The following is a 20,801-nucleotide window of genomic DNA, read 5'->3' on the forward strand; positions in this document are numbered from 1 at the left end:
TTTTTCCATGCCTTCCTTCAAGACCCTCGACGACCTCAACGATGTTGCCGGCAAGCGCGTCCTCGTTCGCGTTGACCTCAATGTTCCGGTCAAAGACGGCAAAGTAACCGACACCACACGCATCGAGCGTGTTGCCCCGACGATCCTGGAGCTCTCCAACAAAGGTGCCAAGGTCATCCTGCTGGCGCACTTCGGCCGCCCTAAAGATGGCCCGTCGCAGGACCTTTCGCTGTCGCTGATCGCTCCGTCCGTCGAGGAGGTGCTGGACCACTCCGTGGCAACCGCCGGCGACTGCATCGGCGCAGCAGCAGCGGAGGCAGTTGGTGCGATGAAGAACGGTGACATCCTGCTCATGGAAAACACCCGCTTCCACAAGGGCGAAGAGAAGAACGACCCCGATTTCGTCAAGGCGCTTGCGGCGAACGGCGACATCTACGTCAACGACGCCTTCTCTGCTGCCCACCGCGCACATGCCTCGACGGAAGGCCTCGCCCATCATCTTCCCGCCCATGCGGGCCGCACCATGCAGGCCGAGCTTGAGGCCCTTGAGAGTGGTCTCGGCAACCCGGCCCGTCCTGTCGTCGCCATCGTCGGCGGCGCCAAGGTTTCGACCAAGATCGACCTCTTGATGAACCTTGTGAAGAAAGTCGATGCGCTGGTGATCGGCGGCGGCATGGCAAACACCTTCATTGCCGCCCGCGGCACGAATGTCGGCAAGTCGCTCTGCGAGCACGATCTTGCAGACACCGCCAAGCAGATCATGATCGAAGCGGCCACGGCCGGCTGCGCCATCATTCTGCCGGAAGACGGCGTCGTTGCCCGCGAATTCAAGGCAAACGCCGCCAACGAAACGGTCGCAATCGACGCGATCCCCAATGACGCTATGGTGCTGGACGTCGGCCCGAAGTCGGTCGAGGCGATCAAGGCATGGATCGAGCGCGCCAATACGCTGGTCTGGAATGGCCCGCTCGGCGCGTTCGAGATCGAGCCTTTCGACAAGGCAACCGTCGCGGCAGCGAAATTTGCGGCCGAGCGCACGAAGGCCGGCAAGCTCACCTCGGTGGCCGGCGGTGGCGATACGGTCTCGGCGTTGAACCACGCCGGCGTGGCCGACGATTTCAGCTATGTGTCGACGGCCGGCGGCGCCTTCCTTGAGTGGATGGAAGGCAAAGTGCTCCCCGGTGTCGCTGTGCTCAACAAGCACAAATAATTCAAGCGAACGAATTTAACAAATTTTACATGTAGATAGACCGCGGCGCGAAAGCTCCGCGGTCTTTTGCTCATTTGGAGTACAAAAGCCCAAACTTTCAAACGATTAAAAAAAATTCAAACGTTTCAGACAATTTTGCTGCCGTTTTCCCACCCATAAACTTCTGTTATCCGCGACCTATATCTACTGGTTGACGATTTTTTTGCTGTGGAGAGAAACGATATGAGCGAACGTTTGGAAGACATTGCCGTGCGTATGGTGGCTGGTGGCCGCGGGCTGCTTGCAGCAGATGAATCGACAGCCACAATCGGGAAGCGGTTCGACACGATCGGACTTGAATCGACGGAAACGAGCCGTCGCGACTACCGCGAAATGCTGTTCCGCACCGAAGACGCGATGCGTCAGTATATCTCCGGCGTGATCCTCTACGAAGAGACCCTCCACCAGAAGGCAGCAGACGGCACGCCCCTTGTCGACGTCATCCGTGCGGCCGACAGCATCCCGGGCATCAAGGTCGATATCGGCGCAAAGCCGATGGCAGCCTATCCCGGCGAAACCATCACCGAAGGCCTCGACGGCCTCGCAGACCGTCTTGCGAAGTATTATGAAGCCGGCGCCCGCTTCGCCAAGTGGCGCGGCGTTATCGCAATCTCCTCCACGCTGCCCACCTGGGGCTCCATGAAAGCCAACGCCCACGCCCTCGCCCGCTATGCCGCGCTGTGCCAGCAGGCCAACATCGTGCCGATCGTCGAACCGGAATGCCTGATGGACGGCAAGCCAGGCGACCACAACATCGATCGCTGCGCCGAGGTCACCGAATGGACGCTGCGCACCGTCTTCGAGGAATTGGCAGACGCCCGCGTCAGCCTCGAAGGCATGATCCTCAAGCCGAACATGGTCATCGACGGCAAGAACGCCCGCAAGGCTTCCGTCGCCGAGGTCGCCGAGCGCACGGTCGAGGTGCTGAAGCGCACCGTTCCGTCGGCCGTTCCCGGCATTGCCTTCCTCTCGGGTGGCCAGTCCACCGAAGAAGCGTCGGCGCATCTTTCCGCGATCAACTCCGGTTATGACCTGCCGTGGACTGTGACCTTCTCCTACGGCCGCGCACTGCAGGATACGGCACTGAAGGCTTGGGGCGGCAAGCAGGAAAACATTGCCGCCGGCCAGCGTGCCTTTGCCCACCGCGCCGAAATGAACAGCCTCGCCGCCAAGGGCAGCTGGAAGAAGGATCTGGAGAAGGCGGCCTAAGCCATCTTCTGATCGACAAGAAAAGCAAAACCGGTCGTCGCAGACGGCCGGTTTCTGCATTGTAAGGGCGACAACTTTCCGGCTTCTGCAGCCGGCGGATCGCCGGTAGAGATCGTGGTATCAGCCCTCTCGGAGCCGCCATGAGAACCGTTGCCTTCACGACAGTCGATGTCTTCACCTCTACTCGCTTCGAAGGCAACCCGCTCGCCGTGATGACGGACGCGCGTGGCCTGACGGACGCAGACATGCAGAATATTGCCGCCGAGTTCGGCTATTCGGAAGTCACCTTCGTGCTGCCGCCAGAAGATCCGGTAAATACCGCCCGTGTCCGCATCTTCACACCCACCATGGAGGTTCCCTTTGCGGGGCATCCGAACGTCGGGACGGCTTATGTGCTCGGCCAACAGCGCGAGGTCTTCGGACGGCCGGTCGGCGACAGCCTGCGCTTCGAAGAGAAGGCGGGTCTCGTCGAGGTCAACCTGAAGCGTGACGACGGTGAGGTGCTGTCGGCATCGATTCGTGCGCCGAAGCCGCTCACCATCGGCAACACGATATCCGAGGAAACCGTTGCGCGCTGTATAGTGATCGAGCCGCAGGAAATCCGGGTGGCGAAGCACCGACCGGTTGTCGCCTCCGTTGGACTGAGTTTCGCCGTCGCGGAACTGGCAGACCTTGCCGCCCTCGGTCGCGCCCGCCCGAACCTCACCTATTTCCAGGATGCCGCCGGCCCGACTGCCGAAGGCAATCACGATTTCTCGCTGTTCGTCTATGTGCGCTCCCAGGAAGAGCCGTGGACGATCCGCGCCCGGATGTTCGCGCCGCTCGACAACGTTCCGGAGGATCCGGCGACCGGCAGCGCCTCGGCAGCCCTCGGCGCCTACCTCGTTTCGCTGGAGCCGGATGCGGACATGAACGTTTCGCTCACCATCGAGCAAGGCGTCGAGATGGGACGCCGCAGCATCATCGGCATCGAAGCCGTCAAGAAGGACGGCATCGTTTCCGATGTGACGATCTCGGGCAGCTGCGCGCCGGTCATGCGCGGCGAAATCACGTACTAAACGAACAGATCGCGGCCAAGCAGCGCCACCGCCCAGACCCCAAACGCGATCAGGGCGATCTTCCAGAAATCCATGCGCCGCCGCAGCCCCGGAACGCCCAGCGGCTTGATCAGCTGAATCGCCATCGCCAAGATGAGCAGCAGAGCGATCAGCTTCGTCATGTCTTTATTTTTCCATCTCTTCTGAATGTCACAGGACGGACATTTTTTCACGTCACGACTGCATTTATTCATGCCGTAAAGGCATTTGGGGGCACAATCAATCATCTCGAGGCTGGGCGACACTCCGTGTTGCCATCTGTCTTTGCAATCAACGCATAGAGTCTGGCTATATGAAAAGAAATCTGCTGTCCGTCGCCTCGCTTCTCTTCGGGACGCTGTTTCTCTTCATGGGCAATGGGTTGCAGGGCATCCTGCTTCCGGTTCGCGGCAACCTGGAAGGCTACGCGACAACCACGCTCGGCCTGCTCGGCACGTCCTGGGCTGCCGGCTTCGTCATCGGTTGCCTCGTCGCGCCGAAATTGGTGCGCCGCGTTGGCCATGTCCGTGCCTTCTCCGGCTTCATTGCGATTATCGCGATCATCGCCCTGGTCAGCGGCATTATCATCCACCCCGTCTGGTGGGTGCTGCTGCGCGCCGTCACCGGTTTTGCGACCGCCGGCACCTCGATGATCATCGAGAGCTGGCTGAACGAGCGCGCCACAAACGAGAGCCGCGGCGCAATCTTCTCGCTGTATATCGCCATCACGCTCTTCGGCGTCGTGGCGGGTCAGATGATGATCCCGCTCGAGGATGTTCGCACGCCTGTCCTGTTCATGGTCTGCGGCATCTTCTACTGCATCGCGATGCTGCCGACGACGCTCTCGACCGCAGCCTCGCCGCAGCCGCTGAAGGCCGTGAAGCTGGATCTTCCGGCCCTTTACCGCAACTCCCCGGTCTCCTGCCTTGGCATTCTCCTCGTCGGCATCGCCAACGGCGCATACGGAACGCTGGGCGCTGTCTTCGGCGCAGGCTCCGGCCTGTCCGACACCAGCATCGCCATCATGATGAGCTCCACCATCTTCGCGGGCGCCGTGATGCAGCTGCCGGCAGGGCGGCTTTCCGACCGCATCGACCGGCGCTATGTGCTGGCAGCCATGTCGGCCATCGCGGCCTTCGCCGGCCTGTTGATCGCCATCCTGCAACCATCGTCACCGGCCTTCATCATCGGCCTCGTCGTCCTTTACGGCGCCGTTGCCAACACCCTCTATCCGATCGCGGTTGCGCACGCCAACGACTTTGCCTCGGCAGAGGATTTCGTAAAGGTTTCGGGCGGCTTGTTGCTCCTCTACGGCATCGGCACCATCATCGGCCCGACCATCGGCGGCCCCGTCATGTCGATGATCAATCCGCACGCCCTCTTCCTGGTGACGGCAATCGCCCATGTGTTGATCACCGCCTATGCCATCATCCGCAGCCGCATGCGCGCCGCCGTTCCCGCCGGCGATCGCGACGCCTTTACCACCATTCCGACGGCTACATCGCAGACGCTGACGCCCGAAAGCATGTCGCTTGCCGACCGCGGAACCGGCAAGACTCCCGAAACCGGCGATCCTGCCCTAAAATATAGCTGAGGCATACAAGGGAGGATAGCATATGAGCTTCATCGACGATGACCGGCCGCAGAAGAAGGTTGCCCACGAGATCGGGGCCGACCTCTCCACCCTATCGGTCGACGAGTTGAGAGCGCGCGTGGAGCTGCTCAAGGCGGAAATCGTAAGACTCGAGGCGGAAGCTGCCAGCAAGACATCGACAAGATCAGCGGCGGAGAGCCTCTTCCGCTCGTAATTCGTCGGCTGACTATTGCAGAAAGCTAACGACCGAAGAGTGTTAATCCGAGACAGGTTTAAGCGGCCATTAAGCTTTATAAGGTATTACTGTACTCATCCAGTTCTTCTCTGGATCTCAGACAGTTTTCCATGCGGTGAATTGGTCTGATTTTTCTCCCTGTTTTACCTTGAGAGCCGCTTTTGCGGCTCTTCTTTTTTTATTGCGCTGGGGACCATTTCCATGAAACTGTGGAAGTTAACCCTTTCTTAAGAAACGCCTTGCGCAATTCGGCTAAAGCTACCATCTTAAACGCATAAAGACTGGCCGAGGAAACTTTTTCCCTTCGACTGGCGTTACCTGACCATAAGTAGATGCGTGCAACAGGGACTGTTTAAATGTCAGAGCTTGGATTGAACACGATCAGTTTTGCAGGTCGCGCTGCCGCATCCTCGCAGTTCAAGACACTATATTCGGAAGGCATGTCGCTGGTTGAAGAAACCGCCGCCTATCTCGATGGCCAGGGCCGCGCTGCCTCCAAGGTTCTGCCGCGCATGGCATCCGTCCTCTATGCCGCTGAATCGATGCGCCTGACCACCCGCCTGATGCAGATGGCCTCCTGGCTACTGCTGCAGCGCGCCGTCAACAATGGCGAGATGTCGCGCGATCAGGTTCTGGCCGAGAAGAACAAGGTTCGCCTCGACGGCTTCAACGTCGACCGCAATGCGCCGGGCTGGGGCGATCTGCCGGAATCCTTCCGCGACCTGATCGAACGCTCGTTGCGCCTGCAGAATCGTGTCGCCCTGCTCGATCGCGAAATCTACCGTCCGGCGGAAGCCCCGATCGTTCCCGACAACCAGAACAGCGTACAGGCTCAGCTGAGCCTGCTGCAGACGGCCTTCGGCAACAACTGAACCGCCGCAACCTGAATTCACGAAACCGGCGGCGTCCCGCGCAGCCGGTTTTTCTTTGTGCGCACAACAACCACGCGACTCAACGTAGTGGCGAGGCAGCAAATGCGTTGACGCAAGGAGGGACACCTCCTGCCTCCTTCCGGCCCTTGCGGACCCGCGGGTTCCTGCATGGGAGGCTTTCGTATGCCTGACGGCACCCGAAACACTAAACCATATCGGTCGTGGAGAACAGCTTTGCCCCGTCCGAAAAGCAGACGTTGGCGGCGACGACAGCTGGAGGTCGCGGTTGCGCCATGAACGTCATTCGCGCCGCACCCCGCAAAGGTCGTGAACCGACCCTAAGGGGTCACCCGTCAATTTCCACTTCCGCTTCGCAGTTTACAGGCGCATTCAAAGGGATGGCCATGCCGATGGACGAGCGGGCGTGGGCGCCAACGTCAGGGCCGTACAGCTCCAGTATCAAATCGGAATAACCGTTTGTGACCAGCGGGGTCTCATTGAAACCCGGAGCAACATTCACCATGGCGAAGACGCGCAGCCACGCCGTAACCCGATCGAGGTTTCCGACTGCCCGCTTGAGGCTCGCGAGATGAGCCAGGGCAACGAGCCGCGCTGACGCGTAACCCTGCTCAGGCGAAACCTCGGTCCCGACCTTGCCGAGGGGTTTCGCCAATGTCCCATCCCGGCTGCACGCGACGTGACCCGATATGTCGGCGCGGCGAAAGGCATACGCAGCCCCTCGCGAACTTTCAGAGGCTCGGGCAGTTCCAGACCCATAGCGGCCAGACGTTGTTCGATGATCGCCATAGCGCACCTCTGAGCCTGATTAGGGTACGATGTCGTCAAGTTCCGGCATCAGCACGACACTCTCGTTCGCTGCGGGGTCGTTGCGGGCAGCGAGGAACTCGGCGTTTTCCGTGCTGCGGTTCACGGCAAGATGCGGAACGCCGGCCGGAATGAACAGGTAGTCGCCGGGGAGGACCTTTTCGCATCGTTCAAGCTCGGCCCCCGACCAAATCTCGATCTCTTTGCCCGCGGTCATAAGCAGGGCCGTCTCGTGTCCCTGATGGCGATGGGCGCTGGTTCGTCGTCCTGCGGGTAGCGAGATCATCCCGAGCCACAGCATGCTGGATCCGACGCTCTCCGCCGAGACTCCCGAGCGATAGACAGATCCCTGCTCGGCGACATAGCTGTCACTGCCGCGTACGATTTTCGCGGTTGATGCATGAGCATTCTTCGCTTGCATTGTTTCGTTCTCCATCGTTCCCACCACTTCAACTGCTGCATGGAGCTGAATCTGCGCGCGGAGCCGGCGCAAGTCCTGAACGAAGGCCGAAAAATTCCGAAAACTGCGAAATCGGGCGTATCATTCCCAAGTCATGAACACCCAGCACCTTGTATTCGGCCCCTTCGAGTTCATTACCGAGAACGGATGCCTTCTCCGTGATAACAGGCCTGTCGCCATCGGCGCCCGCGGCGCTTCGCTGCTTGCCGTTCTGCTCGCGGCAGATGGGCGCATCGTCGCCAAGTCGGCGCTGATGGATGCTGTTTGGCCGGGCCTCGCCGTCGAGGAGAGTAATCTTTCCGTTCAGATTGCTGCCCTTCGCAAGCTGCTCGGCCCGGCATCAGACGGCGGCGACTGGATCGTTACGGTCCCACGGGTGGGATACAGATTTTCCGGTCCGGTGGAGAGCCGGACCGACGGACCCGGTAGCGAAGGGCATGCGGAGGCGAGATCCAGCCCCGCGATCGCAGTACTGCCTTTCGAGGATCTTGGCGGAGATGCCGAGAGACAATATCTGGCCGACGGTATCGCCGACGACCTGATCGTGGCGCTCGCCCGGTTCCGATGGTTCCGCGTCGCGTCGCGTGGGGCGAGTTTCGCAATGAGGAATGGCCCGAGGGATCCGAAGTCTATTGCGCACGAACTTGGCGTTGATTTTCTGGTGGATGGAGCCATCCGGCATACCTGCGATCGGATGCGGATATCGGTTTACCTTGCCGACGCAATAAAGGATGCCACTGTCTGGTCCGAACATTACGATCTTCAGGTGGCCGAGGTATTTGCAGTGCAGGACGCCATCGCCGAGCGGATTGCAGCGGCGGTCGAGCCGGAACTGCTGTTGCGGCATGGACTTCAGGTTGCTCCGCACACCGGCAACGTGACCGCATGGGACCTTGTACGGCAAGGTACATTCAATTTTCACAAGGTAACGCAGCCAACCCATCTTCTCGCAAGGCGATTCTTCCGGGAGGCCGCGGAGCTCGATCCCATGCTTCCAGAGGCGCAGATCTGGCGGGCACGGGTCAACGCAGGCCTCATCGCCTATGGCTGGACAGAAAATCCCGCCGCGGACGGGAAGGAAGGTCTCGATGCGGCCTTGCGGGCGATATATCTCGACGCCCGAAATCCGTATGCGCACTATGCGCTGGCGATTGTGTCGGCCTACACAGGCAGGGCTGACCAGGCGATCCTCGCAGCCGAGCGGTCCATCGAACTCGGTCCTAGCTTCGCCTTGGGGTATCTCGTCCTCGGCATGGCCCGCCTTTTCGTGGGCGATGCGGCCGGCGCGCGAAAGCCCCTGGCTCGGGGCCTCGAACTCAACCCCCATGATCCGCAGAATGCGGCCTGGTTCAGTTTCTTGATGCTTGCGCTGTTCTTTTCGGGCGACGTCGAGGGCGCACTTGACACGGGACGAATGGCGCTAAAGGCGCGGCCTGACTGGCCGGCGCTGCTCCGCATTCAGGCGTGCTGCCACACGGCGTTGGGACATAGTCAGGAGGCTCGCCGTTTCTCCGCCGCTGTAGGCGATCTCCCGGAGCCTGCCGGCGATGCGCTTGGTCCGTTCAGAGATAGCAACAAGGAATGGGCGACCCGTCTCGAGGGCCTGCTGCAAGAGGCAGAACATCAAACGACCGGTTCCGATCGTAACGCCATCTTTCCTGAAGACTAGGCAAATGACCGCTTTCCACCCTCTCGCGACGTTCCTGCCGAGCGGCGGCAATAACGAAGCAGGTCAGCTCGAGACCTCAATCCGGATCGTTGAATGTCTGCTATCGCTTTTCCCATGCCAGAAACGCGCAGCGGGTTCGTTCTCCGGCCACAAGTCGGTCGCCCGTCACGAGCGTGTCGAAGTCCACTCACGGCGCAAAGCTGCCGTGGTGGATGCTGGAAATCGGCTTGGTGCTATCTCCTGAGCAATTCCACAAAAAAGCCCCGCCGAAGCGGGGCTCTTTCAAACTCTGCCAAGCGACAGCGATTAGAGGCCAAGGCCGCCGAAACGCTTGTTGAACTTGGAAACGCGACCGCCGCGGTCCATGAGCTGCTGGTTGCCACCAGTCCATGCCGGATGCGACTTGGAGTCGATTTCGAGGTTCATGACTGCGCCTTCAGAACCCCAGGTCGAGCGGGTTTCGTATTCGGTGCCGTCGGTCATGACTACCTTGATCGTGTGGTAGTCGGGATGGATATCTGCCTTCATAACAATCTTCCTGCCATGCAACGTCCAATTTGACGCATATTCGTTGCGACAAGAGGACCGATTGAATAAATGAAGCCGCAGACGCAAAAGGCTACGGCTTCCCATTAGGATGGGCTGCCTATACATGAAGGCCGGCAGGATAACAAGAGCCATCAGCCGCGGATGAGCGGTGTCGAAGGCGATCGGAGACGAATTGGCATACGCAGGGCAACCCGAGGAAAAGAAGTCTCGTTCGCTGAAGCCGCTCGGCAGGTTGACACCCTATGTGATGCACTATCGCGGCATGGTCACAGGGGCGCTTGCCGCCCTGGCACTTGCCGCTGTCACTTCGCTTGCTCTGCCGCTCGCCGTCCGCCGCATGATCGACCATGGCTTCACACAGGCCGACGGCAGTTTCATCAACAGCTATTTCCTGATGCTGATGATCATGGCGATCGTGCTCGCCATCGCGAGCGCCCTTCGCTACTACTTCGTCATCACCCTTGGTGAGCGTGTGGTATCCGATTTGCGCCGCGATGTTTTCAATCACGTCACGCGCCTGTCTCCCTCGTTCTTCGACGTCAACCAGTCCGGCGAGATCGTCTCGCGCCTGACGGCGGACACGACGCAGATCAAGTCGGCTGTCGGCGCGACGGCCTCCGTCGCCCTGCGCAACCTCATTCTCTGTCTCGGCGCGATGGGCATGATGATCGTGACGTCGCCAAAGCTGTCCAGCCTGGTGATCGGTGCGATCCCGTTGATCGTCTTTCCGTTGGTCGGCTTCGGCCGCTCCGTCCGGAAGCGCTCGCGCTCGGCTCAGGATACGCTGGCCGACGCCTCTGCTTTCGCCAACGAAACGATTGCGGCCAGCCGTACCGTCCAGGCCTTCGGGGGCGAGGATGCCGCCGCCTCGCGTTACGGGATGGCCGTCGAAACCGCCTATGACGCTGCCCGGGCCGCAATTCGCTCGCGCGCCCTGCTGACCGGCATCGCCATTACCCTCATCTTCGGCAGCGTCGTCGCCGTTCTCTGGGTCGGCGCCCATAACGTCCTCGCCGGCACGTTGTCGCCAGGCACTCTTGGCCAGTTTCTTCTCTACTCCGTCATTGCCGCAGGCTCGCTCGGCGCACTCTCCGAGGTATGGGGCGAGCTCTCGCAGGCCGCGGGAGCGGCCGATCGGCTGACGGAATTGCTCGACGAGGTTTCCCCGATTTCCGCACCGGCTGCGCCCGTTGCCTTGCCCGCTCCGGCGCAAGGCCGTGTCCAGTTTACCGACGTGCATTTCGCCTATCCCTCACGGCCGGAGCGATCCGCGCTGCATGGCTTGAATTTCGGCGTCGCTCCCGGCGAAACCGTCGCGATCGTTGGCCCCTCCGGCGCCGGAAAAAGCACCGTCTTCTCGCTGCTGCTGCGCTTCTATGACCCGCAGAAGGGCGCCGTGATGATCGACGGAGTGGATGCACGCAGCAGCGACCCAGACGAACTGCGCAAGCGCCTAGCGATCGTGCCCCAGGACGTCACGATCTTTGCGGCTTCCATTCACGACAACATCGCCTTCGGCCGTCCCGAGGCAAGCCGCGAAGAGGTGCGGGCCGCCGCGATCGCTGCACAGGCCGACGAATTCATCGCTCGTTTGGAGAAGGGATACGACACCGAGGTGGGAGAGCGCGGCATCACGCTTTCCGGCGGTCAACGCCAGCGCATCGCCATCGCCCGCGCCATCCTCAAGGACGCACCGGTCCTGCTTCTCGACGAAGCGACGTCGGCCCTGGACGCCGAAAGCGAAACGCTTGTGCAGAAGGCCCTCGACGGGTTGATGACCGGCCGCACCACGCTCGTCATCGCCCATCGCCTCGCGACCGTGCTGAAGGCCGACCGTATCCTCGTCATGGATCAGGGACGCGTTGTCGAAGAGGGAACACATCAGAGCCTCATCAGGGAGGGCGGCATATACGCCAAGCTTGCGAGGCTGCAGTTCGAAACCGGCGCCGGGGACTTTCTCGCCGCTGCAAGATGATTGCCTGACCACACGCTCTTCCTCGACCCCCGGCCTCCGCCGGTTGCAACGGCGTGTAATCTTTGCGTGTATATTGACATAATGCACGCAAAGATTACACCCGATTTATGGGTGAACGCCATGTCGTCGCGTTCTGAGGGGAGGCTCAGTTGAACTCGATAAGCTTTGCCCAGATGCTAGTCGTTCTCGTCGCCGTAGCCGTCGTCATATCGATGCTGCTGTGCTATCGCTCGCTGCGGGAGGCCCGGGATTGGTCGCTCACCGATGCCTTGTCGGAGGAAGTCGCCTTGACTAAGACTGATACGGCCGGAAACGCCATTGATGCCGCCGGCAATGCGCTCGCAGCAGGGCAAGTCCCTCTCACCGTCACGATGATGAAGGCGAGCTCGAGCCGCTTTATCGCGCTTGTCGGAACCGTCGCGATCCTGATGCTCTATGTCGGCTTTGGCCTTGCCTCCTCCATCGCTTCGCCAGCGGCAACGAGATCCCCGATATGACGAAGGGCGCCAACTTCTTCTATTCCGGCCTGGTGCTCTTTGCGCCCTACCTGATCAACAAGTTTTCGTCGGTCTTCTCGATCTTCAAACCGTAAAACCTATACATCAGGGGCGTATGTCGTCCCTGACGGCCCGTCAGTCGCGTCGGTTGCAAAGCGCGCAAATATCCCGATGGAATAGTTGCGTTTTTTGTTCTAGGCTACACCTGCAGATAGGACAACATCCTGATTCCGGGAGAAAAATCGATGTATAAGTTCGAAGTTTACAAGGACAAGGCTGGCGAGTTCCGTTTCCGTTTCAAAGCTCCGAATGGCGAAGCCATGTTCGGCTCCGAAGGCTATAAAGCCAAGGCATCGGCGCTCAGCGCCATCGAATCCATCAAGAAGAATTCTCCCGGCGCAGAAGTCGTCGACACGACGAAGGCTGAGGCCTGATCACATAAGGCGGCGCCACAAACGCCGCCTTTAAACTGCCCGCCCGGCTACCCTGGCGGAAAAGATGCAGCCGCCGAGGAAGGTTCCCTCGAGCGCATTGTATCCGTGCATACCTCCACCACCAAAACCCGCCACTTCACCCGCCGCATAAAGCCCCGGAACCGGATCGCCACCATGGCCGATCACGCGCGCGGATAGATCCGTCTCCAGACCACCGAGCGACTTGCGTGTCAGGATGTGCAGCCGCACGGCAATGAGCGGCCCGGCCCTGGGGTCAAGCAGTGCATGCGGCCTGGCCGTCCGCATCAAGCGATCCCCGAGATAGCGCCGCGCCCCTCGAATGGCGACCACCTGTGCGTCCTTGGCAAAGGGATTGGCGATCTCCCTGTCGCGCGCCTCGATCTGCGTCCTGAGGCGGCTCGCATCCACACGTTTTTCACCCGTCAACCCGTTCATGCCGTCGACAAGCGATTCCAGCGTGTCGCGAACGACGAAATCCTCGCCTTTGTCCATGAACGCACGAACCGGCCCCGGCGGCTCCTTGCCCAACCGCTTGAGAAGCAGGCGGATATCCTTGCCCGTGATATCGGGATTCTGCTCGGAACCGGAAAGGGCAAACTCCTTCTTGATGATTGCCTTGGTCAGGATGAACCAGCTGTGGTCCTGCCCGGTTGCGCAGATCGCCTTCAGAGTCCCCAGCGTATCGAAGCCGGGCATCGCTGGCGGAGTAAAGCGGTTACCCCAGGCGTCGCACCAGAAGGAGGAGGGACCCGGCAGGATGCGTATGCCGTGATTGCGCCAGATCGGGTCCCAATTCCTCACGCCCTCCGTGTAGTGCCACATCCGATCCGAATTGATCTCCCGCCCGCCAGCACGCTCGGCGATCTCGATCATTCGACCGTCTACATGGGCGGGCACGCCGGCGACCATTTCGGCCGGGGGCCGCCCCAACCTATCGACCGGCCATCTCCGGCGCACCGCGTCGTGATTACCCCCGATACCCCCTGATGTGACGATCGTCGCGCCGGCCCGAACCTCGAAGAGCGCCGAAAACATACGGTTTGTCTCCCGCCCTCGCACGGAAGCATCGGGCTGAAGGACCGAGCCGCGGGCGCCGCAGACGACGCCGTCCTGAACGAGAAGATCATCCACCTGATGCCGGAACAGAAGCGTAACAAGGCCCTTCGCTTCCGCTTCGCGCACGCGGCGAACAAAGGGGGCAAGCACAGCCGGCCCGGTTCCCCAGGTCACATGAAAGCGCGGTACGGAGTTTCCGTGGCCGTGCGCCAAGCCGCCTCCCCGCTCGGCCCAACCGACCACCGGGAACCAGCGCATTCCCTGCTGATAAAGCCATGAACGCTTTTCGCCTGCGGCGAACTCCAGATAGGCCTCTGCCCAGCGACGCGGCCAGTAGTCTTCCGGCCTGTCGAATGACGCGGACCCCATCCAGTCCTGTCGCGCCAGGCCGAGGTTGTCGCGAATGCCCAGCAGCCGCTGTTCAGGGCTGTCGACGAAGAACAGCCCGCCCAGAGACCAGAATGCCTGCCCACCGACGCTCTGTTCGCCCTCCTGCTCGACGATGCAGACCTTCCGTCCGCGCTCCGCTGCCTCCGCCGCAGCCACAAGCCCGGCAAGTCCTGCGCCGATGACCAGCACATCACATTCAATCAAAGCATTCTCCCCCAAACGCCACGAGCCTACGCGGAGCCCCGCCCGGCGACAACGCCACTTTTCCGCCGTGAAATTTTTTTGGCCGGATGTCGAAATGAGCCAACGCCGAGTCTCATTCTCTCGGAACGGTCTACCGCCGATCCCCCAAGCGTTGCAGCATTCTGCTTTTGGTTCTTAGATGCCTGCACGCCGGTCAACACAACCATTCTGGAGGAATACACATGCAATACGCGCTCATCGTTCGCGAATCGTCGCGGGATTTTTCCCGCCGCGCCGATCCCACCTACCGCGACGGCTGGATCGCCTACACGCAGGCTCTGATCCAAGCCGGCATCATGACCGGCGGCGCCGGCCTGACCGCGCCCGAAACCGGCACGGTGGTGCGGCGCAAGGGCGAGGACCACGACGTGCAGGATGGTCCATACCCTGAGGGCAAGGAGCAGTTGGGAGGCTTCTATCTGATCGACGTACCGGACTTCGATACGGCGCTCGAATGGGCGACCCGGGTTCCGGTCTCCGCAGAAGGTTCGGTCGAAGTGCGCCCTCGCCTTCAGATGTGAGGCGGACATGACGGTCGAAGCCGAACGCGTCGCCGAAAGGGTGGCGCGTCAATCCTATGGCAAGCTGGTCGCCTTCCTGGCGGCCCGCTCCCGCGATCTGCCGGCCGCCGAGGATGCGTTGTCACAAGCGCTCGTCGATGCTCTGCGGGTCTGGCCGGAACGCGGCATCCCCGACAGGCCGGAGGCGTGGGTGCTGGTCGCTGCGCGGCGCAACCTCATGCGAGCTGCACGCCATCGATCCGTTCGCGAGAATGCGCGACCAACGATCGTCCTGGCCTTCGAGGAGGCCGAGGCGAGGATGAACGAAGTGGCCACAGACGCGTTGCCCGACGAACGCCTGAAGCTGCTTTTCGCCTGCACTCATCCGCAAATCGACAAAGGCATTCACACGCCGCTGATGCTGCAAGTCGTGTTGGGCATCGACGCAAAAGCAATCGCGCAGGCCTTCGTGGTTTCGCCTGCCGCCATGGGCCAGCGGTTGGTCCGGGCCAAGGCGAACATTCGCGATACCGGCATCGGGTTTGCCATACCCGATCGACACTCGCTGCCCGAGCGTCTGTCCGCCGTTCTTTCCGCAATCTACGCGGCCTACGGGCTTGGTTGGGACAATCTCGATGGCGCCGATGGCGGTTGCAGTGGCCTTTCCAGCGAAGCCATCTGGCTCTGCCGGGCGCTGCTTTCAATGCTTCCCGAAGAGCCAGAGGTGATCGGTTTGCTTGCCCTGATGCTCTATTGCGAGGGTCGACGTGCCGCGCGGCACAATGCCGAGGGCGAGTACATCGCGCTCGACAAGCAGTCGACGGATCGCTGGAATGCGATCATGCTCGCCGAAGCCGACACGCTGCTCCGCAAGGCCGGCGCCGCCAACCGCTTCGGTCCGTTCCAGTGCATGGCCGCCATTCAATCCGTTCATGCCGCCCGCCGGCTGACAGGCCTGACGGACTGGGACGCTCTCGTGATCTTGTATGATGCGCTGCTGATGATGCAGCCGACGATCGGCGCCCGCGTCAGCCGTGCCGCCGTCCTCGGTCGCACGAAGGGACCCAAAGCTGGGCTGGCGTCTCTCGACGCCATGGACGCAAGGGAAATCAGAGCCTACCAGCCCTATTGGGCCGTTCGCGCGCACTTGCTGACGGAAGTTGGAGACTATCCGGCGGCAGAGGCCGCCTACCTTTCGGCAATCGGCCTCAGCGACAGCCCGGCGGTGCGCTGTTTCCTGATGGATCGCCTCACCGACGTTCGGTCGGGCGTCGCGTAACCCTACTTCTCGGTCAGCTTGAGCTCGATACGACGGTTGGTTGCGCGCGCCTCGGGCGTGTCGCCTGGTGCGATCGGCTGGAACTCGCCGAAGCCGGCGGCGACGAGACGGTCGGCCGGCACGCCGTGGGAAATCAGGAACTTGACGACCGAGATCGCACGTGCGGACGACAGCTGCCAGTTATCGACATATCGTCCGGTGCCCGCGAGCGGCACATTGTCCGTATGCCCATCGACACGCAGTACCCAGTTGATCTCAGGCGGAATTTCCTTGGCAACGTCGAGGAGCGCCGTCGCAAGCTTTGCCATCTCGACCTGCCCGTCCGGATTGAGATCCGCACTGCCCGAGGGAAACAGCACTTCCGACTGGAAGACGAAGCGGTCGCCGACAATCCTGATATTCTCGCGGTCGGACAGGATCTCGCGCAGGCGCCCGAAGAAGTCTGACCGGTAGCGGTTGAGCTCCTGCACGCGTTGCGCAAGAGCGACGTTCAGGCGCCGTCCGAGATCGGCGATCTTCGCCTGCGAACTCTGATCCTTCTGCTCGGAAGCCTGCAGAGCAGCTTCGACAGCGGCGATCTGGCTGCGCAAGGCGGCGATCTGCTGGTTGAGAAGCTCGACCTGGCTCATCGCCCGGTCACTCATCTGCTTCTGTTCGTCGAGTTCCTTCGTCAGGTTGCCGACACGTGCTTCCGCAGCGCTTTGTCCGCCCGACCCAGCATCAAGGAGCGACTTCAGGCGGGATCTTTCGCTCTCGGCGGACGCTAGGGAGGCCTGCAGATTGGCGACGCTATCCTCGAGGTCCTGCTTGCTTCCCTTCTCCAGGGCGAGAAGCTGCGTCAATTCGTTGATCTGGCTGTTCAGCCGATTCAACACCTCGTCCCGGCCCGTAATCTCACGGCTCAGGATATATTGTCCGACCACGAAGACGGTCAGCACGAACATGATGGAGATCAGCAGTGTCGATAGTGCATCAACGAAACCTGGCCAGTAGTCCACCGCGCGTTGGGGGCGACGATTGCGGGCAAGAGCCATGGCTTACTTGCCCTCGGTCTTTTCGGGTTGCTGCATGCGTTGAGAGCGTTCGCCTGAGCCGTGCTTTTCCTGCGAGCCGATCCTCTCAGCCAGGCGATCGAGCGTGCGCCGCATCGCCTTCGTCTCGTCCTGCTGCGCCTCGATCCAGTCGCGAAGCATCTGCTGTTCATTGCGCATGTTCTTGACTAGGCCCTGAATGCCTTCGGCAAGGTTTGCCATTGCCGCAACCGACCTCTGGGTGCCGCCGCTGCCTTCCTCTGAGATCCGGCGCATATATTCGGAGAGCGCCCGAACGTCGTCCGGTGAGACCGCCGAGTTGGGATTGATGGTCGGGATCGCCACATCGGAGCCGACGTCGGTCACTGACGAAAGCCAGTTCTCCAGCTCCATGTAGAAGCGGTTCTGAGCACGGCCTGCCTGCAGATCAAGGAAACCCAAGATGAGCGAGCCGGACAAGCCAAGCAGCGACGACGAGAATGCCTGGCCCATGCCCGAAAGCGGCATCGAAAGCCCCTCCTTCAGCGCTCCGAGAACATCGGTCGAACCGTTCGAACCCGCGTCGAGCGTCTGAATAACCGAGCTGATCGAACCGATCGTGCCGATAAGACCCCAGAACGTACCAAGCAGGCCGAGAAAGACGAGGAGGCCGATCAGGTAGCGCGACACGTCGCGCGATTCATCGAGGCGGTTGGCAATGGAATCGAGAATGGACCGAAACGCCGCCGTCGAGATTCCCGCCGAAGCGCTGCGGCTGCCGATCAGAGTCCGCATCGGAGCAAGCAGCTTCGGATTGCGGCCGACCTTGTCGGCGCTGCCTGCAGCGCGGAACGAATTGAACCACCGTACTTCCGGGCGCAACGACAGCACATGGCTGAAGACGAGGATGATACCGACCGCCAATACGCCGAGGATCAAACCGTTAAGGCCCGGATTGTGCATGAAAGCGGTCTGCGTCTGCCGGAAAAGAATGGCTGCGATGAACCCGACGATGATCAGAAACAGCACCATCGTCCAAAGAAACGGCATCGGACTGGAAAGTTTATAGCTGTAATTACCCGTGGTTTTTTCGGTCGAGCCGAACTCAGCCACATTCACATTTTCCATAGGTTCCGCAGCCTCCGGATTCATTTCAGCCGGAGACTAGAGCAACATTGTGCCGAATTGAAGTATGCGCGGAACGAAAACCGTGCCTTTACAACAGCGATTTACCGAGCCGGGATCGGGCGCTTGGCGACTTCAAGCAATGCCTTCTGGATATACTCGTTGCCTGCAACCACCGAGCCCGTCTCGAGAATGGACGAGCCGCCTTCCCAATCGGACACGTAGCCGCCGGCTTCGCGGATGAGCAGGATGCCCGCAGCGATATCCCAGGCCGACAACGCAGTTTCCCAATAGCCATCAAACCGACCGGCAGCCACATAGGCGAGATCGAGCGACGCCGCGCCCATGCGACGAATCCCGGCAACTTCGCCCATGACGTGCCGGAGTTCAACGAGGAACTTGCCGTGGTTTCCGCGGCCGAGGTGCGGTACGCCGCAGGCAATGACGGAATCAGACAGCACGCGGCGTGCGCCGACACGCAGACGGCGATCGTTCAGGAAGGCGCCGCCGCCGCGTTCAGCGGTGTAGAGTTCGTCCGTCGCAGGATTGAAGACGACACCAGCCACGATTTCATTGTTGCGCTCGAGCGCGATCGATACCGCAAACATCGGGATGCCGTGCAGGAAGTTTGTCGTGCCGTCGAGCGGATCGACGATCCAGCGATGCGCTCCGTCCGTGCCCTTGATTTCCTCGCTCTCTTCGCCGAGGAAGCCATAGGTCGGGCGGGCCTTCAGCAGTTCGTCCTTAACGATCTTTTCGGCCTTGCGGTCAGCATTCGAGACGAAATCGCCCGGGCCTTTCACCGAGACCTGCAGGTTCTGCACTTCCCCGAAATCACGTCCCAGCGACTTGCCTGCCTTGATGGCAGCCTGAACCATGACATTGAGGAGAGCTGAACGAGCCATGTGAGCACTTTTCCTTGAGCGGTAAACGGTATGCGCTGTCAGGGTGGGAAAGGTCCCTGATCGCCGGAGAAGGCGGCGCTCGATAAGATTGGCGGCCTCAAGACCACAAAATCGGGAAAATTTCAAGAGGAGACCGTAGAACCACGACGCCGACGGAGAAATGCGACTCAAATATTTCTGGACAGATTGATCCGGAATTGCTATTTGCGTGTCCATGGCAAGGCACAAGGAATTCGACAAAGACAATGCTCTCGACGCTGCGATCGGCGTCTTCTCCCAGCATGGCTATGAGGGCAGCTCCACCGACACCCTGCTTGCGGCGATGAAGATCAGCCGGCAGAGCATGTATGATACCTTCGGCGACAAGCGCAGTCTCTACCTCCAGGCTCTGAAGCGTTACAATACCGACAGTATTCTGCGCATCATCGCGGACATGCAAAACGGCGCGCAACCGCTTGATGCCCTGGAGGCTGCCCTGTTCGCCTTCGCATCTCGACCTGCCTCGGAGGCGTCGAAGGGCTGCCTCGGCGTCAGCGCGATTTGCGAGTTTGGCCGCACCGACGCAGATGTGGCGACCTTGACTGACAGCGCCTCGGCAATGCTTGCCAAGGCAATCTTCACGCTGCTGAAGGATGGCCAGAGGAAAGGCCAGCTATCGGCGGAAATCGATCCCGAAACCGCCACCCAGTTTCTCGGTGCCACCCTATCCGGCATGAAAGTCAGCGCCCGCAACGGCGCAAGCCCCGAAACCCTGCGCACCATCGCCAGTCTCGCAATCCGCAGCCTTCGATAACAGCCCAATCGAAGAGCGCTGATTTTCCGCACCCTATTCTAGATTAAACAGTCCAATAAGGAGAAATGAAAATGACGAAACCACTTGAAGGAAAGGTCGCAATCGTGACCGGCGGCTCACGCGGCATCGGCGCGGCGATCGTTCGCAGGCTGGCGATGGATGGCGCCACAGTCGCCTTCACCTTTGCCAATTCCAAGGAGAAAGCTGAAGCAATCAAAGCTGAGATCGAGTTGAAGGACGGCAGGGCACTTGCCATTCAAGCCGACAGCGCGGATGCCGCAGCACTGCAGCGAGCCATCGACAAGGCTGCCGATCACTTTGGCTCCATCGACATTCTCGTCAACAACGCAGGAATCCTGTTGTTGAATAACTTGGAAACCTTCCCTCTGGAGGACTTCGACCGCATGTTCGCCGTCAATGTGCGGGCCGTCTTTGCCGGCACGCAGGCCGCAGCGAAACATATGCATGAAGGCGGTCGGATCATCACCATCGGCAGCGTGACCGCGGAACGCAGCGGCTTTCCGACATCCGCTGTCTACAGCATGACCAAGGGCGCAGTCGCTGCGATGATGCGCGGCCTCGCGCGCGATCTCGGCCCGCGCGGCATTACCGTCAACACGATCCAGCCCGGACCTACCGAGACGGACATGAATACCGATCCGCATGCCAATGAGATGTTGAAGGGGTTGATTGCCCTCGGTCGCATGGGAAAAGACCGCGAGATTGCAAGCCTTGCGGCCTATCTCGCAAGTTCAGAAGCGTCCTTCATCACCGGCGCCAGCCTGACGATCGACGGCGGCTATCTCGCCTGAGACAGAAAGCCGGCGGCACGAGC

22 protein-coding genes and 1 pseudogene are annotated in these 20,801 nt (G+C 60.9%); 15 read left to right on the top strand and 8 right to left on the bottom strand.

What is annotated here, in order from left to right; all coding sequences use genetic code 11:
* Positions 1–7: 7 nt before the first annotated feature.
* The 3 genes from IB248_RS23170 (at position 8) to IB248_RS23180 (ending at position 3,516) form a co-directional block, all read left to right on the top strand.
* Positions 8–1,210 (top strand): phosphoglycerate kinase, encoded by a 1,203-nt coding sequence (locus IB248_RS23170; RefSeq protein ID WP_018858867.1) that lies wholly within the window; start codon positions 8–10, stop codon positions 1,208–1,210.
* Positions 1,211–1,432: 222 nt separating this feature from the next.
* Positions 1,433–2,458 carry a class I fructose-bisphosphate aldolase gene (locus IB248_RS23175; RefSeq protein ID WP_113471236.1) on the top strand — a complete coding sequence of 342 codons (1,026 nt, stop codon included), beginning with the start codon at positions 1,433–1,435 and terminating at the stop codon, positions 2,456–2,458.
* A gap of 140 nt (positions 2,459–2,598) precedes the next feature.
* Complete coding sequence (locus IB248_RS23180) at positions 2,599–3,516, top strand: PhzF family phenazine biosynthesis protein (protein ID WP_018858869.1); 918 nt, start codon at positions 2,599–2,601, stop codon at positions 3,514–3,516.
* On the opposite strand, the gene IB248_RS23185 is transcribed toward IB248_RS23180, so the two are convergent.
* Positions 3,513–3,677 carry a hypothetical protein gene (locus IB248_RS23185; protein ID WP_018858870.1) on the bottom strand — a complete coding sequence of 55 codons (165 nt, stop codon included), beginning with the start codon at positions 3,675–3,677 and terminating at the stop codon, positions 3,513–3,515. The genes IB248_RS23180 and IB248_RS23185 overlap by 4 nt on opposite strands.
* A 170-nt stretch (positions 3,678–3,847) precedes the next feature.
* Between IB248_RS23185 and IB248_RS23190 the strand changes: the two genes are divergently transcribed.
* The 3 genes from IB248_RS23190 to IB248_RS23200 all read left to right on the top strand — a co-directional run bounded on the left by IB248_RS23190 (position 3,848) and on the right by IB248_RS23200 (position 6,235).
* On the top strand, positions 3,848–5,128 hold the full coding sequence (locus IB248_RS23190) for an MFS transporter (RefSeq protein ID WP_018858871.1): 1,281 nt from the start codon (positions 3,848–3,850) through the stop codon (positions 5,126–5,128).
* 22 nt (positions 5,129–5,150) lie between these two features.
* On the top strand, positions 5,151–5,342 hold the full coding sequence (locus IB248_RS23195; RefSeq protein WP_018858872.1) for a DUF1192 domain-containing protein: 192 nt from the start codon (positions 5,151–5,153) through the stop codon (positions 5,340–5,342).
* A 377-nt stretch (positions 5,343–5,719) separates the two neighbouring features.
* Positions 5,720–6,235: a DUF1465 family protein gene (locus IB248_RS23200; protein ID WP_018858873.1), complete on the top strand. Its 516-nt coding sequence runs from the start codon at positions 5,720–5,722 to the stop codon at positions 6,233–6,235.
* A 346-nt stretch (positions 6,236–6,581) separates the two neighbouring features.
* Here IB248_RS23200 and IB248_RS23205 read toward each other — a convergent pair.
* Together IB248_RS23205 and IB248_RS23210 are read right to left on the bottom strand one after the other, a co-directional pair.
* A pseudogene (locus tag IB248_RS23205) lies at positions 6,582–7,042 on the bottom strand (RidA family protein).
* A gap of 19 nt (positions 7,043–7,061) precedes the next feature.
* Positions 7,062–7,496, bottom strand: a complete 435-nt coding sequence (locus IB248_RS23210) for a cupin domain-containing protein (RefSeq protein WP_025660882.1) — start codon at positions 7,494–7,496, stop codon at positions 7,062–7,064.
* A gap of 118 nt (positions 7,497–7,614) precedes the next feature.
* Here IB248_RS23210 and IB248_RS23215 point away from each other — a divergent pair, with 118 nt between their 5' ends.
* Both IB248_RS23215 and IB248_RS23220 read left to right on the top strand, forming a co-directional pair.
* Positions 7,615–9,189, top strand: coding sequence for a winged helix-turn-helix domain-containing protein (locus IB248_RS23215; protein WP_192241700.1), 1,575 nt, complete (start codon positions 7,615–7,617; stop codon positions 9,187–9,189).
* Between the two features lie 4 nt (positions 9,190–9,193).
* Entirely contained in the window at positions 9,194–9,433 is a 240-nt protein-coding gene (locus IB248_RS23220; protein ID WP_018858877.1) for a hypothetical protein, read from the top strand.
* A 62-nt stretch (positions 9,434–9,495) separates the two neighbouring features.
* On the opposite strand, the gene rpmE is transcribed toward IB248_RS23220, so the two are convergent.
* Positions 9,496–9,717 carry a 50S ribosomal protein L31 gene (gene rpmE / locus IB248_RS23225; RefSeq protein WP_007527409.1) on the bottom strand — a complete coding sequence of 74 codons (222 nt, stop codon included), beginning with the start codon at positions 9,715–9,717 and terminating at the stop codon, positions 9,496–9,498.
* Between the two features lie 193 nt (positions 9,718–9,910).
* Here rpmE and IB248_RS23230 point away from each other — a divergent pair, with 193 nt between their 5' ends.
* From IB248_RS23230 to IB248_RS23240, 3 genes are all read left to right on the top strand, one after another.
* Positions 9,911–11,713, top strand: coding sequence for an ABC transporter transmembrane domain-containing protein (locus IB248_RS23230; protein WP_026372007.1), 1,803 nt, complete (start codon positions 9,911–9,913; stop codon positions 11,711–11,713).
* Between the two features lie 149 nt (positions 11,714–11,862).
* Positions 11,863–12,210 (top strand): hypothetical protein, encoded by a 348-nt coding sequence (locus IB248_RS23235; protein WP_018858879.1) that lies wholly within the window; start codon positions 11,863–11,865, stop codon positions 12,208–12,210.
* Positions 12,211–12,455: 245 nt separating this feature from the next.
* The gene (locus IB248_RS23240) at positions 12,456–12,644 is read left to right on the top strand and encodes a YegP family protein (protein WP_018858881.1); all 189 of its coding nucleotides are present in this window, start codon (positions 12,456–12,458) and stop codon (positions 12,642–12,644) included.
* A gap of 30 nt (positions 12,645–12,674) precedes the next feature.
* Here the strand turns inward: IB248_RS23240 and IB248_RS23245 are convergent, their stop codons facing one another.
* The gene (locus tag IB248_RS23245) at positions 12,675–14,315 is read right to left on the bottom strand and encodes an FAD-binding dehydrogenase (RefSeq protein ID WP_018858882.1); all 1,641 of its coding nucleotides are present in this window, start codon (positions 14,313–14,315) and stop codon (positions 12,675–12,677) included.
* Between the two features lie 221 nt (positions 14,316–14,536).
* Between IB248_RS23245 and IB248_RS23250 the strand changes: the two genes are divergently transcribed.
* Both IB248_RS23250 and IB248_RS23255 read left to right on the top strand, forming a co-directional pair.
* On the top strand, positions 14,537–14,875 hold the full coding sequence (locus IB248_RS23250) for a YciI family protein (RefSeq protein ID WP_018858883.1): 339 nt from the start codon (positions 14,537–14,539) through the stop codon (positions 14,873–14,875).
* 7 nt (positions 14,876–14,882) lie between these two features.
* Complete coding sequence (locus IB248_RS23255) at positions 14,883–16,133, top strand: DUF6596 domain-containing protein (RefSeq protein WP_192241701.1); 1,251 nt, start codon at positions 14,883–14,885, stop codon at positions 16,131–16,133.
* 2 nt (positions 16,134–16,135) lie between these two features.
* On the opposite strand, the gene IB248_RS23260 is transcribed toward IB248_RS23255, so the two are convergent.
* From IB248_RS23260 to IB248_RS23270, 3 genes are all read right to left on the bottom strand, one after another.
* On the bottom strand, positions 16,136–17,167 hold the full coding sequence (locus IB248_RS23260; RefSeq protein ID WP_018858885.1) for a peptidoglycan -binding protein: 1,032 nt from the start codon (positions 17,165–17,167) through the stop codon (positions 16,136–16,138).
* A 3-nt stretch (positions 17,168–17,170) separates the two neighbouring features.
* Positions 17,171–18,271 carry a hypothetical protein gene (locus IB248_RS23265; RefSeq protein ID WP_018858886.1) on the bottom strand — a complete coding sequence of 367 codons (1,101 nt, stop codon included), beginning with the start codon at positions 18,269–18,271 and terminating at the stop codon, positions 17,171–17,173.
* A gap of 101 nt (positions 18,272–18,372) precedes the next feature.
* Positions 18,373–19,173 (bottom strand): inositol monophosphatase family protein, encoded by an 801-nt coding sequence (locus IB248_RS23270; protein ID WP_018858887.1) that lies wholly within the window; start codon positions 19,171–19,173, stop codon positions 18,373–18,375.
* A 214-nt stretch (positions 19,174–19,387) separates the two neighbouring features.
* On the opposite strand from IB248_RS23270, the gene IB248_RS23275 reads away from it, so the two are divergent.
* Together IB248_RS23275 and IB248_RS23280 are read left to right on the top strand one after the other, a co-directional pair.
* Complete coding sequence (locus IB248_RS23275; protein WP_018858888.1) at positions 19,388–19,966, top strand: TetR/AcrR family transcriptional regulator; 579 nt, start codon at positions 19,388–19,390, stop codon at positions 19,964–19,966.
* A gap of 71 nt (positions 19,967–20,037) precedes the next feature.
* Entirely contained in the window at positions 20,038–20,778 is a 741-nt protein-coding gene (locus IB248_RS23280) for a 3-oxoacyl-ACP reductase family protein (RefSeq protein ID WP_018858889.1), read from the top strand.
* The last annotated feature ends 23 nt before the right edge of the window (positions 20,779–20,801 follow it).

This window comes from Rhizobium sp. RHZ01, from assembly GCF_014851595.1.
In the GTDB taxonomy this organism is placed as follows: domain Bacteria; phylum Pseudomonadota; class Alphaproteobacteria; order Rhizobiales; family Rhizobiaceae; genus Rhizobium; species Rhizobium altiplani.

Bases quoted from the DNA above. Each gene is read 5' to 3' on its own strand.
- IB248_RS23265 (WP_018858886.1), bottom strand. From the start codon at position 18,271: ATGGAAAATGTGAATGTGGCTGAGTTCGGCTCGACCGAAAAAACCACG.
- IB248_RS23195 (WP_018858872.1), top strand. From the start codon at position 5,151: ATGAGCTTCATCGACGATGACCGGCCGCAGAAGAAGGTTGCCCACGAG.
- IB248_RS23180 (WP_018858869.1), top strand. From the start codon at position 2,599: ATGAGAACCGTTGCCTTCACGACAGTCGATGTCTTCACCTCTACTCGC.
- IB248_RS23175 (WP_113471236.1), top strand. From the start codon at position 1,433: ATGAGCGAACGTTTGGAAGACATTGCCGTGCGTATGGTGGCTGGTGGC.
- IB248_RS23250 (WP_018858883.1), top strand. From the start codon at position 14,537: ATGCAATACGCGCTCATCGTTCGCGAATCGTCGCGGGATTTTTCCCGC.
- IB248_RS23275 (WP_018858888.1), top strand. From the start codon at position 19,388: ATGGCAAGGCACAAGGAATTCGACAAAGACAATGCTCTCGACGCTGCG.
- IB248_RS23210 (WP_025660882.1), bottom strand. From the start codon at position 7,496: ATGGAGAACGAAACAATGCAAGCGAAGAATGCTCATGCATCAACCGCG.
- IB248_RS23240 (WP_018858881.1), top strand. From the start codon at position 12,456: ATGTATAAGTTCGAAGTTTACAAGGACAAGGCTGGCGAGTTCCGTTTC.
- IB248_RS23220 (WP_018858877.1), top strand. From the start codon at position 9,194: ATGACCGCTTTCCACCCTCTCGCGACGTTCCTGCCGAGCGGCGGCAAT.
- IB248_RS23215 (WP_192241700.1), top strand. From the start codon at position 7,615: ATGAACACCCAGCACCTTGTATTCGGCCCCTTCGAGTTCATTACCGAG.
- IB248_RS23185 (WP_018858870.1), bottom strand. From the start codon at position 3,677: ATGACGAAGCTGATCGCTCTGCTGCTCATCTTGGCGATGGCGATTCAG.
- rpmE (WP_007527409.1), bottom strand. From the start codon at position 9,717: ATGAAGGCAGATATCCATCCCGACTACCACACGATCAAGGTAGTCATG.
- IB248_RS23270 (WP_018858887.1), bottom strand. From the start codon at position 19,173: ATGGCTCGTTCAGCTCTCCTCAATGTCATGGTTCAGGCTGCCATCAAG.
- IB248_RS23260 (WP_018858885.1), bottom strand. From the start codon at position 17,167: ATGGCTCTTGCCCGCAATCGTCGCCCCCAACGCGCGGTGGACTACTGG.
- IB248_RS23280 (WP_018858889.1), top strand. From the start codon at position 20,038: ATGACGAAACCACTTGAAGGAAAGGTCGCAATCGTGACCGGCGGCTCA.
- IB248_RS23200 (WP_018858873.1), top strand. From the start codon at position 5,720: ATGTCAGAGCTTGGATTGAACACGATCAGTTTTGCAGGTCGCGCTGCC.
- IB248_RS23190 (WP_018858871.1), top strand. From the start codon at position 3,848: ATGAAAAGAAATCTGCTGTCCGTCGCCTCGCTTCTCTTCGGGACGCTG.
- IB248_RS23170 (WP_018858867.1), top strand. From the start codon at position 8: ATGCCTTCCTTCAAGACCCTCGACGACCTCAACGATGTTGCCGGCAAG.
- IB248_RS23255 (WP_192241701.1), top strand. From the start codon at position 14,883: ATGACGGTCGAAGCCGAACGCGTCGCCGAAAGGGTGGCGCGTCAATCC.